General features: G+C 73.6%; 15 protein-coding genes. 10 read left to right on the top strand and 5 right to left on the bottom strand.

Annotation, left to right across the window (positions count from 1 at the left end; translation table 11 throughout):
- Positions 1-39: 39 nt before the first annotated feature.
- Both ACIRRS_RS16400 and ACIRRS_RS16395 read right to left on the bottom strand, forming a co-directional pair.
- Entirely contained in the window at positions 40-795 is a 756-nt protein-coding gene (locus ACIRRS_RS16400; protein ID WP_402970791.1) for a YcnI family protein, read from the bottom strand.
- 148 nt (positions 796-943) lie between these two features.
- Positions 944-1,762, bottom strand: a complete 819-nt coding sequence (locus tag ACIRRS_RS16395; protein ID WP_402970789.1) for a hypothetical protein — start codon at positions 1,760-1,762, stop codon at positions 944-946.
- A gap of 229 nt (positions 1,763-1,991) precedes the next feature.
- Here ACIRRS_RS16395 and ACIRRS_RS16390 point away from each other — a divergent pair, with 229 nt between their 5' ends.
- The 4 genes from ACIRRS_RS16390 to ACIRRS_RS16375 all read left to right on the top strand — a co-directional run bounded on the left by ACIRRS_RS16390 (position 1,992) and on the right by ACIRRS_RS16375 (position 10,116).
- Positions 1,992-2,627 (top strand): ATP-binding protein, encoded by a 636-nt coding sequence (locus ACIRRS_RS16390; protein WP_402970786.1) that lies wholly within the window; start codon positions 1,992-1,994, stop codon positions 2,625-2,627.
- A gap of 754 nt (positions 2,628-3,381) precedes the next feature.
- Positions 3,382-7,347, top strand: coding sequence for a Pls/PosA family non-ribosomal peptide synthetase (locus ACIRRS_RS16385; protein WP_402971064.1), 3,966 nt, complete (start codon positions 3,382-3,384; stop codon positions 7,345-7,347).
- Between the two features lie 119 nt (positions 7,348-7,466).
- The gene (locus ACIRRS_RS16380) at positions 7,467-8,846 is read left to right on the top strand and encodes a diaminobutyrate--2-oxoglutarate transaminase family protein (protein ID WP_402970783.1); all 1,380 of its coding nucleotides are present in this window, start codon (positions 7,467-7,469) and stop codon (positions 8,844-8,846) included.
- A gap of 4 nt (positions 8,847-8,850) precedes the next feature.
- On the top strand, positions 8,851-10,116 hold the full coding sequence (locus tag ACIRRS_RS16375; protein ID WP_402970780.1) for an aspartate kinase: 1,266 nt from the start codon (positions 8,851-8,853) through the stop codon (positions 10,114-10,116).
- Between the two features lie 120 nt (positions 10,117-10,236).
- Here ACIRRS_RS16375 and ACIRRS_RS16370 read toward each other — a convergent pair whose 3' ends face one another.
- Positions 10,237-10,680 carry an ester cyclase gene (locus ACIRRS_RS16370; protein ID WP_402970777.1) on the bottom strand — a complete coding sequence of 148 codons (444 nt, stop codon included), beginning with the start codon at positions 10,678-10,680 and terminating at the stop codon, positions 10,237-10,239.
- Between the two features lie 100 nt (positions 10,681-10,780).
- Between ACIRRS_RS16370 and ACIRRS_RS16365 the strand changes: the two genes are divergently transcribed.
- The 3 genes from ACIRRS_RS16365 to ACIRRS_RS16355 are packed head-to-tail and all read left to right on the top strand — an operon-like array spanning position 10,781 to position 13,031.
- The gene (locus ACIRRS_RS16365; protein ID WP_402970774.1) at positions 10,781-11,437 is read left to right on the top strand and encodes a TetR/AcrR family transcriptional regulator C-terminal domain-containing protein; all 657 of its coding nucleotides are present in this window, start codon (positions 10,781-10,783) and stop codon (positions 11,435-11,437) included.
- Between the two features lie 53 nt (positions 11,438-11,490).
- Entirely contained in the window at positions 11,491-11,721 is a 231-nt protein-coding gene (locus tag ACIRRS_RS16360; RefSeq protein ID WP_402970771.1) for a hypothetical protein, read from the top strand.
- A 29-nt stretch (positions 11,722-11,750) separates the two neighbouring features.
- Entirely contained in the window at positions 11,751-13,031 is a 1,281-nt protein-coding gene (locus ACIRRS_RS16355) for an amidase (RefSeq protein WP_402970768.1), read from the top strand.
- Here ACIRRS_RS16355 and ACIRRS_RS16350 read toward each other — a convergent pair.
- Entirely contained in the window at positions 13,028-13,669 is a 642-nt protein-coding gene (locus ACIRRS_RS16350) for a TetR/AcrR family transcriptional regulator (protein WP_402970766.1), read from the bottom strand. The genes ACIRRS_RS16355 and ACIRRS_RS16350 overlap by 4 nt on opposite strands.
- Positions 13,670-13,866: 197 nt before the next feature.
- Between ACIRRS_RS16350 and ACIRRS_RS16345 the strand changes: the two genes are divergently transcribed.
- The 3 genes from ACIRRS_RS16345 (at position 13,867) to ACIRRS_RS16335 (ending at position 16,563) form a co-directional block, all read left to right on the top strand.
- Complete coding sequence (locus tag ACIRRS_RS16345) at positions 13,867-14,757, top strand: alpha/beta hydrolase (protein ID WP_402970763.1); 891 nt, start codon at positions 13,867-13,869, stop codon at positions 14,755-14,757.
- Entirely contained in the window at positions 14,754-15,434 is a 681-nt protein-coding gene (locus ACIRRS_RS16340) for a TIGR03086 family metal-binding protein (RefSeq protein ID WP_402970760.1), read from the top strand. The genes ACIRRS_RS16345 and ACIRRS_RS16340 overlap by 4 nt, the downstream gene beginning before the upstream one ends.
- A 307-nt stretch (positions 15,435-15,741) precedes the next feature.
- Positions 15,742-16,563, top strand: a complete 822-nt coding sequence (locus tag ACIRRS_RS16335) for an integrase (protein WP_402970757.1) — start codon at positions 15,742-15,744, stop codon at positions 16,561-16,563.
- 34 nt (positions 16,564-16,597) lie between these two features.
- Here ACIRRS_RS16335 and ACIRRS_RS16330 read toward each other — a convergent pair whose 3' ends face one another.
- Positions 16,598-17,557, bottom strand: a complete 960-nt coding sequence (locus tag ACIRRS_RS16330) for a pirin family protein (RefSeq protein WP_402970754.1) — start codon at positions 17,555-17,557, stop codon at positions 16,598-16,600.
- Positions 17,558-17,677: the final 120 nt, after the last annotated feature.

Raw genomic sequence — 17,677 nt, 5'->3', positions numbered from 1 at the left:
CGGGGCCGTACCGGGGGTACGGCCCCGCCGGCGCTTGGATCAGGAGGCGGAGCCGCTCTTGCGGCGCAGGCCCGCGATGCCGACGGCGGTGCCGATCACGCCGACGACGATGCCGACGACGCCCAGGGTGCGGGCGGTGGAGTCGCTGGAGGTCTTGTCGCCGTCCGAGGCGGCGGCGTGGTCCGAGCTGTCGCCGTGGGCGCCGGCGGCCGGGGAGGCGGTGGCGGTGGCGCCGTGGGCGTCGCCGGCGGTGGCCTTGGTGAGCTTCAGGACGGGCGCCGGGTGGGCCGGCTCGGGCTGACCGTCCTTGGACTCGTCGATCCAGCGGACGACGTCGCCGTTGTCGTAGGTCTGCAGGGCCTTGAAGGCCATGCTGTCGGCGTCGGTCGGCAGCGGGCCGAGGGAGACGCGGAACTCCTGGAACTGACCGGGGGCGACCTTGACGCCGGCGTCGGCGGTCCAGGTGATCTTGGCGACGGCCTCGGTGACGTCGCTGCCGTGCACCTTGATCGGCTTGTCGAGCTTGGCCTTCTCGACGGCGGCGGTCCAGCCCGGCATCGGCAGGGTGCGGACGGAGGCCAGCGGGTGGTCCAGCGGCAGGTTGACCTCCAGCTTCACCGTGCTCGCGGTGTCGCTCTCGTTCGGCACTCGGAAGTCGACGGCCGTGTAGCCGCCCTGGGCGGCCGAGCCGGGGTTCACGGTGACGTGCGCGAACGCGGGGCCGGCCAGCGCCACCACGGAGGCGGCGGCGGTCAGGGCGACGGCGGCGAGACGACGGGCAGGAAGGGTACGCATGATGCGGGGTCTCCGATCGGAGGGAGGACGTGTGGGGGTGGAGCCGCGGGCCATCGTTCGTGATCGAAGGAAGGCCAGGTCACCGCGCACACCCGTACCCCGGGAAGGCCGTACGGTCAGGGCCGTCGAGCCTGGGGGGAACGCCGGGTCAGTGCGCGAACGCCCCGCGCGGCGGCCCCCGCCGCACCACGCAGTGCCGCAGCACCGCACCCACGGGCAGCGGCCGCTCGCCGCTCCCGCGCCCGAACCCGCGCCGCGGGCCCGCCGTTCCCACCAGCCCGCGCAGCAGCGCGGCCGCCAGCAGCAGGGCCGAGCGCAGCGGCGCCGCCCAGTGCTCCCGGGCCGCCGAGGCGGCCACCCGCAGCAGCCGCCACAGCGCGGCCTCGCCGCGCCGCAGCCACCAGCCCGCCACCAGCGCGGCCGCCAGGTGGCCCGCCAGCATCGAGGGCGTCATCCCGAGCAGCCCGCCCTGCCACCACGGCGCGGAGCCGAAGGCGTGCGGGTCCAGCCCCGCCGAGGAGACCAGCTGCTCGGCGGACGGACCGCCCGGCAGACCCGCCAGCGTGCCCGGCCGGGCCTCGTTGCAGATCAGCCTGGTGGCCACCTCGGGGACGCCCATCGCGTGCCCGCCGCCGTGGTGCATGCCCGCCATCGTGGTCGCGCCGAAGCCGTGGAAGAGGCAGTGCAGCCCCAGCTGGCCGGCGCCCAGCGCCCCGGCGATGCCCGCCAGTGAACGCTCCCGTCCGCCCAGCGCCACCGCGCACACCAGCACCGCGGCGAAGCCCGTCGCGAGGGCGAGCAGCGGGGGGTTCCCGCCGCCGGCCAGCGCGTGCCCGGCCGCCGCTATCAGCGTGCAGACCAGGGCGAAGGGGAGGGCCCGGGCAACCCGCAGGTCCCAGGCGGCGGCCCCCACCGGCCGAGCCGGGGCGGAGGCGCCCGGGAGCGGGGCGGCGGGGTGGGCGTTCATGGCCGGGACATCATCTCATCGCCTACCTCGCCGACACGGGCAGGGTGGGAAATCCCTACGAATGCCCCGTTCGGCGGCGGCGCGAGGGTCCCGGTGTGCGCCGCTCGGCACAGACCCCGGCCCGAGTCCATCCGCCGAACGAGCGGTAGCGCCCCGGCGGCACGGTTCACCGCGGAATCGCCCGGAGATACCTAGTTGTATGTGGAGCCGCAGCCAGGAGGGACCTCCCGTGGACATCTGGTGGACTCTGCACCTCAAGCGCGACCCGGCCAGCGTTCCGCTGGCCCGTCGCATCCTGCTCGGTGCCATGGCGACGGCGGGCGTCGACCCGCAGATCGCCCACGACCTCGGGGTCGCCCTCAGCGAGGCCTGCGCCAACGCCGTCGAGCACGGCGCCTGCGGCCGGCCCGACGGCGGGTTCCAGGTCACCGCCTCCATCTGCGGCGACCGGCTGCGCATCGAGGTCACCGACTCAGGACCGGGCCTGCCCGCCGCCCCGGCCGCCCCCCGCGTCCGGCGCCCCGCCGTCCCCGAGGCGGCCCCGGTCCGCCCGGCCCCGCACCCCCGCCCCCGCCGTGGCCGCGCCAGCGTCCCCGCCCGCGTCCTCACCGCGCACCGCCCCCGGCGCGAGGGCCACCCGTACGACACCCACGTCCTGCCGCACCGCCCCGCCGCCCCCACGCTGCGCCCGGTCGACCTCGACACCCTCCCCGACCTCACCGCCGAGTCGGGCCGGGGCCTCTTCCTCATCCACGCCCTCACCGACCACGTCCAGCTCCGCAACCACCCCCTGCGCGGGGCCATCGTGAGCTTCGACAAGATCCTCAAGTGGCAGGACGGCGCGCTCCTGCGCGCGGCCTCGTAGCGGCGGTCAACTCACCTGTGAAGTCCGGGATGTGAGTGAGGGTCAGCTAAGTACGGAGGTGCCCCCCGGGGTGCGCGGGCGCAGTGCGGCGTGAGGGTGCTCGCGCCCCCGGAGGACGGTCGCACTTGACCAAAGTTGACAAGGACATGCCTCACCTGGGCTTTTCCCTCGAATCCCGGAATCGATTTGAGGCGAACGGTGCGACGGAATTGCGCCGGAGTGGTCGGAAGATCTTGCGACGCGTTGATGTGCGTTGAATGAGAAAACTCTAAACAAGCCCTGTAGCCTTGCGGCGCTTAAGGGGAGCGGCATAGTGTCCGATGCGCTGGATGACCTGACCATGACGGCTCGGGGCGTCCGCCGTACGTCGGCCGATCGGCTGGTTGCCGGTTGTCCGGGCAATGATGTGAATCAACTGTTAAGGCGCTGTGACTGCAGGCGGAACGAGCAGTTCGACGGGTGGGGGAGTGTCGAACGCCCGGCACCGGTTCGGTTTGGCCAAGATCATGGCTGACCTGCGAGGACCACCGGTGCTCCGGGACGCCGTACGGGATCCGCGACGCCCGTCGGCAAAGAAATCGTCAACACTTCCCAGATATCTGCTCAATTCGGCAGCCGGATGAATTCGGACGCTGCTGCAGTCGCTCTCGTTCTCCTGTGAATGCGAGGGATCATGCCGAGATCGGAATCGTCATCGCAATTACGCACGACAAACAGTGCTTCGAGTGCCCCGGAGGATTCGGAGCAGTGGGACCTGCCCCTGGTCCAGGGGCTGGCCCAATTCTTCGAACGGACCTGTGACCGCGTTCCGGGAAACACCGCCGTCGACTGCGGAGCCGTACGCCTCACCTACGCCGAGCTGGACCGACGGGCCAACCGTCTCGCCCGCCTGCTGCGGCAGCGCGGCGCCGGTCCGGGGCAGAGCGTGGGAATCCTGCTGGAGCGCTCCCCGGACAGTTACGTCGCCCTGCTCGCGGTTCTGAAGTCCGGCGCGGCCTATGTGCCGCTGGACCCGTCGTACCCGGCCGACCGGGTCGGGTTCATCGCCTCCGACGCCGGGCTGTGCGCCCTGCTGAGCACCTCCGCCATGCGGCACAGGACTCATGAACTGCCCTGCCAGGTGCTGGAGTTGGACGAGCTTGCAGCCGAGGTGGCCGGGCAGTCCGGGGAGCGCCCGGACACCGCGATCGACCCCGGCTCGGTCTGCTACGTCATCTACACCTCGGGCACCACCGGCAGGCCCAAGGGCGTGGCCGTCTCCCAGGCCAGCATCGTCAACTTCCTCCAGGCCGTGGCACCGATCTACCAGGTCCGCGAGGAGGACCGGGTCTACCAGGGCCTGTCCCTCGCCTTCGACTTCTCGGTCGAGGAGATCTGGCCGGCCTGGGTCGTGGGCGCCACCCTGGTGGCCGGGCCGACCAACGAGCGGCGCATCGGCGAGGGGCTGGGCGCCTTCCTCGTCGAGCAGGCGATCACCGTGCTCTGCTGCGTGCCGACCCTGCTCACCACCATCGAGGCCGAGGTCTCCACGCTGCGCAGCCTGCTCGTCAGCGGCGAGGCCTGCCCGCCCGACCTGGTCAAGCGCTGGTCCCGGCCCGGCCGCCGCTTCCTGAACGTCTACGGCCCGACCGAGTCCACGGTCAGCGCGACCTGGGGCGAGCTCTCGCCCCGCCGGCCCGTCACCATCGGCAGGCCGCTGCCCAGCTACCGGGTCTACATCCTCGACGAGGAGCTGCGCCCGGTGCCGGAGGGCGAGAGCGGCGAGATCTGCATCGGCGGGCCCGGTGTGGCGATCGGCTACCTCAACCGGCCCGAGCTGACCGCGGAGAAGTTCGTCGTCAACCCGGTGGCCCGCGACCGGGAGGAGTACCCGCGGATCTACCGCACCGGGGACCTCGGGCGGCTGACCCCGACCGGCGAGATCGAGTTCCTGGGCCGGATCGACACCCAGGTCAAGATCCGCGGCTACCGGATCGAGCTGGCGGAGATCGAGGAGGTCATCCGCGAGGACGCGGCGGTGGAGAACGCCGTGGTCGTCCCCCGCGAGCACGACGGCGTCGTCCAGGACCTGGTCGGGTACGTCACGCTGACCGACCCCCGGACGAGGGACGACGACGCACTGCGCGAGCGCCTGCACGCCACCCTGCGCGGCCGGCTGCCCGCGTACATGATCCCCTCGTTCGTCGAGGTGCTGGAGCAGTTCCCCCTGCTGGCCGCGGACAAGGTCAACCGCGCCGCGCTGCCCGCCCCCACCTCCTCCCCGCTGGCCAAGCGCGCCCAGCCGCACGCGGCCCCCGCCACCGACACCCAGCGCCGGCTCGCCACGGTGTGGCAGGAGGTCCTCGGGGTCGGGCGGCTCTCCGTCGAGGACGACTTCTTCCTCGACCTGGGCGGCCACTCGATGGCGGCGGCCCGGCTGATGTCCAGGCTGCGCCTGCTGCCCGAACTGGCCCACCTGGCCATGGCGGACCTCTACGCGCACCCCACCGTGCGCGCCCTGGCCGAGTTCATCGACGACGCCGCGCCCGAGACCGCGCAGTCCTCGCCGGACCGGGTCGACGGGCCGGCCCCGCTCCGCCACTCCACCCTCCGGGTCGCGGCCTGCGGGGCGGCCCAACTCGCGCTCCTGTACAGCTGGTTGCTGGTCTTCGGGGCGCCCGCCCTGGTTCTGCTGTACCGGCTGCTGGTCTCCTGGAACCAGCCGACGCCCGGCGTGGGCACCGGCGGCCCCCTCGGGTTCCTCGCGCACCTGGACTACGGGGAGTTCGTCCCGCTGGAGATCGGCTGGCTGCTGCTGGACGTCCTGGTGATCCCGGTGGTCGGCTGCCGACTCCTGCTGGCCCGGGTGCGCCCCGGCCGGTACCCGCTGTGGGGCGTCACCTACCTGCGCTTCTGGCTCTACACCAAGGTCATGGCCAGCTCGCCCGTCGGGCTCCTGGCCGGATCGCCGCTGCTGCCGCCCTTCCTGCGGCTGCTCGGGGCGAAGGTCGGGCGCGGCTGCCACGTGTCCGCCCCCTTCGGCCTGCCCCGGTTCGTCGAACTCGGCGACCACGTGAGCGTGGGCTACGGGGCGCGGGTGCAGTCCTTCGCGGTCGAGGACGGCTGGCTCCGGCTGGCGCCCGTCCGGCTCGGGACCGGCAGCTCCGTGGGGACCAACAGCGTCCTGCTGCCCGGCGCCGCGCTCGGCGAGGACGCCACGGTGGGCGAGCAGTCCCTGATTCCCGCCGACGTGGCCGTACCCGCCGGCGAGCACTGGGCCGGCTCCCCGGCCCGCGCCCAGGAGGCCACCCCGCCGGTGCTCCAGGCCATGGCGGAGCAGCCCGACGACCGGCCCTGGCCGCTGCGGGTGCTGGCCGGCTTCGTCCTCGGCGCCCTGGCGCTCATCCTGGTGCCGCTGGTGATCGCCGCCACCGGCTCGGCCCTGATCGGCTGGGTGTGGTGGGCGGACGGCCCGCGCTGGGCGCTGCTGTCCACCCTGGCGGTCGGGCCGTTGTTCGTCCTGACCACCTGCACCCTGGTGGTCCTGGTCAAGCGGGCGGTGCTTCCCCGGGCCCGGGCCGGCATCCACGCCCAGCGCAGCGGCTTCGGGGTGCGCAAGTGGATCGCCGACGGCCTCCTGACCACCAGCCTGACGCTCACCCACTCGCTCTACTCCACGCTCTACCTCGTCCCGTTCCTGCGCCTGCTCGGCGCCAGGACCGGCCGCTGGTCCGAGGTCGCCACCGTCAGCTTCGTCGACCCGGACATGCTGATCATCGGCGAGCGCAGCTTCGTCGCGGACGTCAGCGTGGTGGCCCCGGCGGTCTTCCACCGCGGCCGGATCGCCCTGGCCCCGGCCGAGGTCGGCGAGCGCAGCTTCGTCGGCAACGGCGCGCTGCTGCCCGGCGGCTGCCGGATGGGCGACAACAGCCTCCTCGGCGTGCACTCCATCGCGCCCGGCAAGCCGATCGACCCGGAGACGACCTGGCTCGGCTCACCGGCGATCTTCCTGCCCCGGCGCGAGGAGAGCCAGAACTTCCCGCCGAAGTACACCTTCGACCCCAGCCCGGGCCTGATCGCCGCCCGGCTGGCCATCGAGTACCTGCGCGTCACCCTCCCCACGACCATCGGCGCCGTCGCCGCGCTCGGCTCCCTGTACGTGGGCATCCAGCTGGGCCGCACCACCTCGCCCCTGCTGCTGCTCCTGCTCGGCCCGGCCCTGCTGCTGGGCGTCGGGGTCCTCTCCACCCTGCTGGTCGTGCTCCTCAAGTGGCTGGTCATCGGCCGCTACCGCCCGCGGGTGGAACCGCTGTGGGGCATCTGGGTGCGGCGCACCGAGCTGATCACCGGGCTGTTCGAGAACCTCGTGGTGCCCACGCTGCTCAACTGGCTCACCGGCACGCCCATGGCCTCCTGGGTCATGCGGCTGTTCGGGGCCCGGATCGGGCGGCGGGTCTGGCTCAACACGACGTACCTCACCGAGTTCGACCTGGTCGAGGTCGGCGACGACGCGGCCGTCGGGGAGTTCACCTCCCTGCAGACCCACCTGTTCGAGGACAGGGTCATGAAGATGTCCACGGTCGTCGTCGGACCGGCCGCCTCGATCGGCGCGCGGTGCGTGGTCCTCTACGACGCCGAGGTCGGAGCGGGCACCAGCCTGGACGCGATGTCCCTGGTGATGAAGGGCGAGCACCTTCCGCCCCGGACCAACTGGCGCGGCATTCCCGGCCGCCGCTGCTGACCAGCCGCAGCTCCCCGTCCCCCGTCACGGCCGTGGCTCACCCCGCCGCGGCCCCGCAGTCGGCGAGACACGACCTCGCCCCGACCGATCTCCGTCCGCCCCCCACCCCGGAGGCTCACATGACCCCGATCCAGCGACTCGACGCCCTGACCGCTCCTCAGGTGACCGGCGACCTGCCGGGCCCGCGATCCGCCGCGTTCCTCACCCGCCAGGCGGGCTACGAGTCCAACGCCCGCAGCTACCCCCGGCGTCTGCCGATCGCCATCGAGCAGGCCTCCGGCAGCCTGGTCCGGGACGTGGACGGCAACGTCTTCATCGACTTCCTGGCCGGCGCGGGCGTCCTCTCGCTCGGCCACAACCACCCCGAGCTGGTCGCCGCCGTCACCGCCCAACTCGACGTGCTCACCCACGGGTTGGACTTCCCCACCCCCGTGCGGGAGGAGTTCGTCGAGGCCCAGCTCTCCATGCTGCCGGAGTCGATGCGCTCCCGGATGAAGATCCACTTCTGCGGGCCCACCGGCGCCAACGCCGTCGACGCGGCCCTCAAGCTGTGCAAGACCGCCACCGGGCGCGGCGACGTGATCTCCTTCCAGGGCGGCTTCCACGGCAGCACCCACGCGGCGATGGCGCTCACCGGGCTGGTCTCCCAGAAGCGCCCGGTGCCCAACGGCGTCCCCGGCGTCCACTTCTTCCCCTACTCGTACTGCGCCCGCTGCCCCGTGGGCCTGACCCCCGACGCCTGCGCCACCAACTGCGTCACCTACCTGGAACGGGCCCTGACCGACGGCAACGGCGGGGTGCCGCTCCCTGCCGCCGTGGTGATGGAGATGATCCAGGGCGAGGGCGGCATCATCCCCGCGACCGTCGACTTCGCCCGCCGGGTCCGCACGCTGACCAGGGAGCTGGGCATCCCGCTGGTGGTCGACGAGGTCCAGACCGGCTGCGGGCGCACGGGGACGTGGTTCGCGTTCGAGGAGTACGGCATCGAGCCGGACGTCGTCATCGCCTCGAAGGCGCTCAGCGGCATCGGCACCCCGGTCGCGCTCATCCTCTACGACGCCGCGCTCGACACCTGGGCCCCCGGCGCCCACACCGGGACGTTCCGCGGCAACCAACTCGCCTTCGCCGCCGGGGTGGAGGCGGTGCGCATCGTCCGGCGCGACGACATCCTCGGCAACGTCGTCCGGCGCGGCGAGCAGATCGCGGACAGCCTCAAGCCGCTGCTGGACGAGCCGTGGGTCGCCGAGGTGCGCGGGCGCGGCCTGATCTGGGGCATCGAGTTCGCCGACCCCGAGGACGGCAGCCCCGCGGGTGGCCTCGCCACCGCCGTCCAGCGCGCCGCGCTGCACGGCGGGCTGATCGTCGAGGTCGGCGGCCGCGACGACGCCGTGGTCCGGCTGATGCCCCCGCTCAACGTCACCGAGGCGACCGTCGACACGGCCTGCTCGATCCTGCTGCACGCGATCCGCACCGCGAAAGCCACTCACCGGAAGGTCTGAGCAGATGAGCCTGATCGTGCAGAAGTACGGTGGTTCCTCCGTGCACAGCACGGAGCGCGTCAAGCGGGTCGCCGAGCACGTCGCGGCCACCCGCCGGGCCGGCCACGACGTGGTCGTGGTGGTCTCCGCGATGGGCGACACCACCGACGAACTCCTCGACCTCGCAGGCGCGTTGACGGACAACGCGGCGCCGCGCGAGCTGGACGTGCTGCTGACGGCGGGGGAGCGGATCTCCAACGCCCTGATGGCCATCGCCATCGACTCCCTCGGCGTCGAGGCGCGCTCGTTCTCGGGCGCGCAGGCCGGCATCCTCACCACCAGGACGCCCGGGCGGGCGCGCATCGTCGAGGTGCAGCCCGACAGGGTCCGCCAGAGCCTCGACCGGGGCGCCGTCGCCCTGGTCGCGGGCTTCCAGGGGATCAGCGCCGAGACCGGGGACGTCACCACCCTCGGGCGCGGCGGCTCCGACACGACCGCCGTCGCCCTGGCGGCCGCGCTCAAGGCCGACCTCTGCGAGATCTACACGGACGTCGACGGCGTCTACTCCGCCGATCCCCGCATCGTCCCCGACGCGCGGCTGCTGACGCACGTCAACTACGACATCATGCGGGAGCTCGCCGCCAACGGGGCCAAGGTGCTGGCGCCCAGGAGCGTGGAGTACGCCAGCCGGCACCGGGTCCCGATCCGCGTCCGCTCCTCGTACAACGACGGCCCCGGCACCATGGTGACCGGCGCGGCGACCGACCCGTCCGCCGAGTACTCCAACGTCGTCGGCGTGGCCCACGACGCCACCGGGGCGAGGATCACGCTCAGCAACGTCCCCGACTCCCCCGAACTCACCAGCCGGGTCCTCCAGGTGGTGACCGACATCGAGGCCGGGCTCCAGTTCACCGTCCAGGACACCGCCGGGGCCTCGACCGGCACGACCGACATCTCGCTCCTCCTGCCCGCGCAGGACGGCCCCTCCGTCCTGCGCGCCCTCCACCCGCAGTGCCGGGAACTCGGCATCGCGGAGCCGCACTACACGGAACGGGTCGGCAAGCTCTCGCTCGTCGGCACCGGCCTGCTGTCCCAGCCCGGCGTCCTGGCCACCTGCTGCGAGACCCTGGCCGCCGCCGGCGTGCAGCTGGAGACCATCTCCACCTCGGACCTCCACATCACCGCGTTCTGCCCGGCGGCCCAACTGCCGGAAGCCGTACGGGCCTGGCACGCCGCCTTCGAGCTCGGCGCCGGCGAACTCGCCGTCGTCCACGCGGGGACGGGCCGCTGACGGGCGCGTGGTCGCACCGCCGGCCGCCGTCCCGTGCGGCGGACACCGGTTGACCGTCCCCCGGACCAGGGCCTCACCCGTGCGGGGGTGGGGCCCTACCGGTACGACCCGGCGCGGCGGTCAGTCCGTGGTCGGCCAGTCCCAGCCGAGCTGGATGAACATGCCGAGGCGGTCGCTGACGGCACGGATCTCGGCGATGCGGCCGTCGCGGACGGTGAAGATCCAGATCTGCTCGACGTCGCAGCGGCGGTGGGTGGGCTCGGGCATCCGGGCGTGGTGGCCGGTGTGGACCCCGGCGACGCGGAGGCGGGCGACGACCTCGTCGTCCTCGGCGATCAGCTGCTCGATGTGGAAGCCGTCGTCCTCGGCCTCGGTGCTGAAGGCGGCGAGCTGGAGGCGGAAGCCCTCGACGGCGGCGCCGGGGGTGTCCTCCTCGCCGAAGATGACCTTGTTGTGGTCGATCACGGTCGGGGAGAGCAGCCGCACCCAGTCCTCGCCGGTGCGGTCGTTGAGCGCGGTGACGAAGTCGCGGACGACCTGCTTGGTGGTGGCGGTGTTCGACATCGTGGTCCCCCTGCGGCTTGATTCTTACGCGGTAAGTTTCCCGGGGGAGGAGTGTTCTCTTATGCTGTAAGAAAGTCAAGCGGTCACGGGGGAGAAGCGGATGGCGCAGCAGCACCCGGCCCGGCGCGGTCGGGGCGAGCGGGCCGGCCTGAGCCGGCAGCAGGTCCTCGACGCGGCCCTCGCCCTGGTCGACCGGGACGGTCTCAAAGGCCTCACGATGCGCTCGCTCGGCGAGCACCTGGGCGTGGAGGCGATGACGCTCTACCACTACGTGCCCAACAAGGACGCCCTGCTCGACGGCCTGGTCGAACTGGTCTTCACGGCGGCGACCCCCGCCATCGACGGCGCGGCCGACTGGCGCACCGCCCTGCGCGCCTACGCCACCGCCCTGCGCGAGGGCCTGCTGCGCCACCCCGCCGTCCTCCCGCTCGCCACCTCCCGGCCCGCCGTCACCCCGGCGACCCTCGACGACGTCGAGGCCCTGCTGCGCCTGCTCGACGAGGCCGGCTTCCCGCTCGGCCGCGCCCTGCACGCGCTCAACTCCCTCGCGGTGTTCGTGATCGGCCACGCGACGGCGGAGGCCCGGATCGAGGTCGGGGCCGAGGAGGCCGGCGGCACCGCCTGGCTGTCCGCCCTGGAGGCGGAGCGCTACCCGCTGCTGATCCGCGCCGCGACCGAGGGCGTCGGCACGGACGACGCCGAGCGGTTCGCCTTCGCCCTCGACGCGCTGCTCCTGGGCTTCGAGGCGCTGCGGTAGACACCCCCCGGCCCCGGTTGCCGGGCCGTGGGGGCGGGCGGAGCATGAGGGGCATGAGGCACCAGATGCGGGCTGAGTACGGGGCGGAGGGGGCTGCGGGCGGGGTGCGGCTGTGGCACGTGGTCCGGGGCGAGGAGACCGTGGCCATGTGCGGGCGGGAGCTGGCGCCGGACGCGCGGGTGCGCGAGGCCGTGGACTGGGGCAAGACGGCGGAGCTGTGCTGCCACACCTGCGGGGCGTACTTCCTGCGCGAGGCGCCGTACCTGGCGGCCGAGCACCAGTAGTCCGCGTCAGGGCCCCTATCGTGTCCGGTATGGACGAATCCCCGCTCGGGCCAAGGTCGTTGATCGACGAGACCGCCGCGCTGCGGGCCGGGAGGCCCGCGCCGGGGGAGTACGTCGACCGGTTCCTGGCACGGCTGGAGCACCTGGACCCGCTGATCCACGCCTTCGTGCCCGAGCCCGGGCGGGCGGAGCGGCTGCACGCCCAGGTGCGGGAGGCGGCCGGGCGGGGGCCGCTGCACGGGGCGGTGGTGGGGATCAAGGACATCGTGCACGTGGACGGCCTGCCCACGCACGCCGGTTCGGCGCTGCCGCCGGGGGTGCTGGCCGGGCCGCAGGCCGCGGTGGTCGACCGGCTGCTCGCGGCCGGGGCGCTGGTCGCGGGCAAGACGACGACCGCCGAGTTCGCCGCCACCGCCCCCGGCCCGACCCGCAACCCTCACCACCCCGGCCACACCCCGGGCGGCTCCAGCAGCGGTTCGGCGGCGGCCGTCGCGGCGGGGCTGGTGCCCCTGGCGGTGGGCACGCAGACGGTCGGCTCGGTGATCCGCCCCGCCGCGTACTGCGGGGTGGTGGGCTTCCGGCCCACGTACGGGCGGATTCCGACGGCGGGCGTGATCCCGAACGCGCCGAGCTTCGACACCCTGGGCGTGTTCACCGCCGACCTGCCGAGCGCCGCCCTGGCGGCCTCCCTGGTCTGCGACGACTGGCAGGCGGCCGGGCCCGTGCCCCGGCCCGTGCTCGGGGTGCCCCGGGGGCCGTACCTGGAGCGGGCGGAGCCCGAGGCGCTGCGGGCGTTCGAGGGGTGGCTGGCCCGGCTGGAGGCGGCCGGCCTGGAGGTGCGCCGGGTCGAGCTGTTCCCCGACTTCGCCGAGATCGCACGGCAGTTGCAGGTGGTCAACCGCTTCGAGCTGGCCCGCAGCCACGCCGACTGGTTCGCCCGGTTCGGCGGCCTGTACCGGCCGGAGACGGCGGCGAGCATCCGGGTCGGCCAGGGCGTCGCGGCCGAGGACCGTACGGCGGCCCTGCACGCCCGGGAGCGGCTGCGCGAGCGGGTCGCGGAGCGCACGGCCGCCGAGGGGGTCGACCTCTGGCTGGCCCCGTCCGCGACCGGCGGGGCGCCGGAGGGCCTGCACACCACCGGGGACGGGGTGATGTCCCTGCCGTGGAGCCACCTGGGCCTGCCCGCGCTGAGCCTGCCCGCCGGGCGGACGGCGGACGGGCTGCCGCTGGGCCTCCAGGTGGTCGGCGCGCGGGGGCGGGACGAGCTGCTGCTCGCCCAAGCAGCTGATCCCGCAAGCGTGTTGGTCTAGGAGAGCGCGGGGTCGCCCGGGTCGACGGCCTCGGCGCGCAGCAGGCGCAGCAGCAGGCGCTCGGCGCGCTGGTACGGGGTGTCGTCGTCGAGCAGCACGGCCTGGTTGTTGGCCGCCTCCAGGACGGCGATGAGGGCGAAGGCGAGGTCCCCGGCCTCGGTGTCGGCGCGCAGCTCGCCGGTGGCCCGGGCCTCGGCGAGGGCGGCGGCCACGAGGTCGTGCCACTCGCGGGCGCAGGCGGCGAGGGCGTCGCGCAGGGCGCCGGGGCGGGCGTCGAACTCGGCGGTGACCTCGTAGAAGAAGCAGCCGCCGGGGAAGATCCGGGCCCGGGAGTAGTCGAGCCAGCTCTCGCAGAGGGCGCGGGCGCGGGCGAGGCCGGGCTGGGTGTCGGCGACGGGGGTGACGACGGCGTCGGAGAAGATCCGGCGGGCGGCGCGGACGGTGGCGAGCTGCAGCTCCTCCTTGGAGCCGAAGCCGGCGAAGACGCCGCTCTTGCTGAGGCCCAGGTCGGTGGCGAGCCGGCCGATGGAGAGGGCGTCGAGGCCTTCGACGGAGGCGATCTCGACAGCCCGGCGCAGGACGGCCCGGCGGGTCTCCTCGCCGCGCAGGAGTCGCCTGTCGGTGGTCGGTTCGGCCATCGTCCGCCCCGTTTCTGGTCGCCGTGGAAGCCCGTGGAAGCCCCTGGGAGCCCGTCGATGCTCGCGTCGATGCTCGCGTGGGTGCTCGTGTGGGTGCCTTGCCCAGGGTAGTGCGTGAGCGTGCCCCTTCCGCTAAAACTGTACGAACGGTCGTGCTAATATCTCGCCCGCAGGAACGCAGCGACAGGGAGGACTCGATGGACCCCGCCCGAGCACTGATCCGCACCGCCCTCAACGGCACCGCCGCCCTCGCCCCCGGCCCCGCCGGGAGGGCCGCCGTCGAGCTGTTCCGCCGCCCGCTGCGCCGCAGCCGGGTCCGCCCCGCCGAACTGGAGGTGCACCGCGGGGCCGCCCTCGAACCGCTGCGGGTCGACGGCAAGCCCGTGGTCGGCTACCGCTGGGGCGACGGCGAGCGGCCCGTCCTGATGCTGCACGGCTGGCGCTCGCGGGCCTCCCGCTTCGCGCCGTACGTGCCCAGGCTGCGCGAACTCGGCCTGAGCGTCCTCGCGTTCGACGCCCCGGGCCACGGCGACTCGGGCGGCCGTCACACCAGCGTGCTGGAGTACCGCCGGCTGGCGCTCCAACTCCAGGGCAGATACGGCCCGTTCGAGGCCGTGGTGGCGCACTCCCTGGGCGTCTGCGCGGCCTTCGGGGCATTGGCGGACGGCCTGCGGGCGGGCAGGCTGGCGGCCGTCTCCGGGGTGTCCTCGGTCGGGTTCTTCCCGGCCGCGTTCTGCGCCGGGCTCGGGCTCAACGCCGTCGTCGAGCGCGAACTGCGCCGCAGGATCGAGGAGTTGCTCCTCAAGGGCGACGCCGGCGCCTGGGAGCGCTTCGACGCCGCCCGACAGGCGGAGGCGATCGGCCTGCCCGTCCTGGTGGTGCACGACGAGGGGGACGAGGTCGTCCCGCTCGGCCAGGCGCACCGGCTGCGCCGCGCGTACGGCGACCGGCTCGACCTGGTCGTCACCCAGGGCCTGGGCCACCGGCGGATCATCGCCGAGCCGACCGTCGTTGACCAGGTGATCGGATTCATCGCCGCCGGGCAGGACACCGGCCGACCCACCGACCAGGAGGTCACCCCCGCATGACTCCCTCCGACCCGAAGCACGCGGACCCGAAGCACGCGGACCCGAAGCACGCGGACCCGAAGCACGTGGGCGCGAAGCTCGTCGAACTGCACGCGCGATCGCTGGACCTGGCCGCCGAGGTGGTCGACACCGTACGGCCGGAGCACCTCGACCTGCCCTCCCCGTGCGCCGGCTGGACGCTGCGCAACCTGCTGGAGCACGTCCTCGGCCAGCACCGGGGCTTCGCCGCGGCCGCCCGGGGCGCCGGGCCGGACCTCGCGCTGTTCGCGGACGCCCCGGTCGGCCCGGACGTGGCCGCCGAGTTCCGCCGCACCGGAGCCGAACTCACCGCCGCCTTCCGGGATGCGGCCGCCGCCGACCGGGCGCTCTGGCTGCCCGAGATCCGCGACGGGGGCCCCTTCCCGGTCGCCCAGGCGGTGGGCTTCCACCTGCTCGACACCCTGGTGCACGGCTGGGACGTCGCCGCCTCCCTGGGCACGGCGGACCGGCTGATCGCCGTGGCCGAGGCCGAGGACGCCCTCACCGACACCCTGCTGAAGGTCACCGAGATCGTCCCGGACACCCCGGAGGCCCGCGCCCCCGGCAACGCCTTCCGCCCCGGCCTGGACCCGGCCGGCGGGGGCCGGTTCGCCCGCTCCCTCGCCCTGCTCGGCCGCGACCCGCTCTGGAAGGGCTAATCCCGCTTCTCGTCGGGGAAGCGCGGCCCGCCGATCAGGAAGAGCAGTGCGGCGGTGGGGAATCCGAGCGAGGCGGCCAGCACCACGATGAACTGCCAGAACATGATCCGCTCCTCGCGTCAGTCCTGAGCCGCGCCGGCACTCGAAGGTGAAGCCAAACCCGGCCGGCCCGAATTGGCCGAAAATTCCAGCCGATATCCGACGGTATGGCCGAATCGCCCCCGCTGCCACCGGACGCCGCCCCCGACCCGCGCCACACCGGCGCACGGGTCTGGGCGCGGGCCGGTGGCGGCGTCACACTGTCGGGATGCAGCTACAGCTCGCAGGGGAAGCACGGCGGCCCGACCGGGAGAGCGAGGACTTCGCGGCGGCCTCGCCGGAGGCTCTCGTCCTGCTGGACGGCTCCAGCTCACCGGCCGGGATGGACTCCGGCTGCCGCCACGGGACGGCCTGGTACGTCCGCAGACTCGGGGTGCACCTGCTCGCCCGCCTCACCGACCGCGCGGACCGCGCGATCGCCGACTGCCTGGCCGACGCCATCGTGGAGACGGCCGCCCTGCACGGCGGCCGCTGCGACCTGGCCCACCCCAACACCCCCGCCGCGATGGTCGTCGCCGCCCGGCGGCACGGGGAGTCGCTGGAGTACCTGGTGCTCGGCGACTCCGTCCTGGTGCTGGAGTTCACCGACGCCCCGCCCCGGGTGATCGGCGACAACCAGCGCTTCCCGGACGGCGAGGAGCTGCGCCGCCGCGTCTGGTCCACCGTCCCCGGCAGTGCCGAACGGGCCGCGCTGCACCTGGAGTACGCCCTGGCCGTCCGCGCCGCCCGCAACCGCGGCGACGGCCCGTGGATCGCCGCCGCCAGCCCGCGCGCCGCCGGCCACGCCGAGACGGGCTTCGTCCGCCTCGACCGCCTGCGCGCCCTGGCCGCCCTGACCGACGGCGCCACGCGCTACACCGAGCGCTTCGGCCTGGGCAGTTGGGCCGACGCCCTGCGCCTGCTCGCCGAGTCCGGCCCGGCCGAACTCATCGCCCGCGTCCGCGCGGTGGAACGCGACGACGCCCACTGCGAACGCTGGCCCCGCGGCAAGGCGCACGACGACGCCTCCGCCGTCTACGCGTTGCTGTAGACGGCGGAGGCGTCGCGCGCGGGGGAGGAGGGGCTTACTTGGCGTCCGCCGGGATGGTGCCGAGGCGGCCGGCCTGGAAGTCCTCCATGGCCTGCTGGAGTTCGCGGTGGCTGTTCATCACGAACGGGCCGTAGTGGGCGACGGGTTCGCGGATCGGGAGGCCGCCGAGGAGGACGACCTCGAGGTTGTCGTCGCGGGAGTCCTGCTTCTCGTCGGCGCGGATGGTGATCGAGTCGCCGTCGCCGAAGACGACGGCCTGGCCGCGGTGGAAGGGGCGGTGGTCGGTGCCGGCCGAGCCGTTGCCGGCGAGGCCGTAGGCGAGGGCGTTGAAGTCGGAGCGCCAGGGCAGGGTGATCTGGGCGCCGGGGTTGACCGAGGCGTGGATCATGGTGATCGGGGTGAAGGTGGTGCCGGGGCCCTGGTGGCCGTCGAGCTCGCCCGCGATCACCCGGAGCAGCGCACCGCCGTCCTCGGTGCTGAGGAGCTTGACGCTGCCGCCGCGGATGTCCTGGTACTTCGGGGTGATCATCTTGTCCGAGGCGGGCAGGTTCACCCACAGCTGGAGGCCGTGGAAGAGGCCGCCGGACTTCACCAGCGACTCCGGCGGGGTCTCGATGTGCAGCAGGCCCGAGCCGGCGGTCATCCACTGGGTGTCGCCGTCGGTGATGGTGCCGCCGCCGCCGTGCGAGTCCCGGTGGATGAACGTTCCGTCGATGATGTACGTGACCGTCTCGAAGCCCCGGTGCGGGTGCCAGGGGGTTCCCTTCGGCTCACCGGCCGCGTAGTCCACCTCGCCCATCTGGTCCATCATGATGAACGGGTCGAGGTACTTCTGGTTGATCTTGGCGAAGGCGCGGCGGACGGGGAAGCCCTCGCCTTCGAAGCCTTCGGGGGCGGTGGCGACCGCCATGACGGGGCGGGCGGTCGAGGCGGCGGCGTCGGGGGTGGTGACGCGCGGCAGGGTCAGCGGGTTCTCGACGGTCACGGCGGGCATGTCGGCCTCCTTCGGGGGGTCCTCTCGGCCTTCGTCCACGAGAATAGTTCAACTCTCAACAACAAGCAAGTTGAAAATTGAACCATATGGTGACGAGGGAGCGCGGGGCTCCTCTCCAGG

The sequence above is a fragment of the Kitasatospora sp. NPDC101183 genome (genome assembly GCF_044767945.1).
In the GTDB taxonomy this organism is placed as follows: domain Bacteria; phylum Actinomycetota; class Actinomycetes; order Streptomycetales; family Streptomycetaceae; genus Kitasatospora.
The sequence above is the reverse complement of the archived record's forward strand: the minus strand, read 5'-3'. Positions and strand labels throughout refer to the sequence as shown.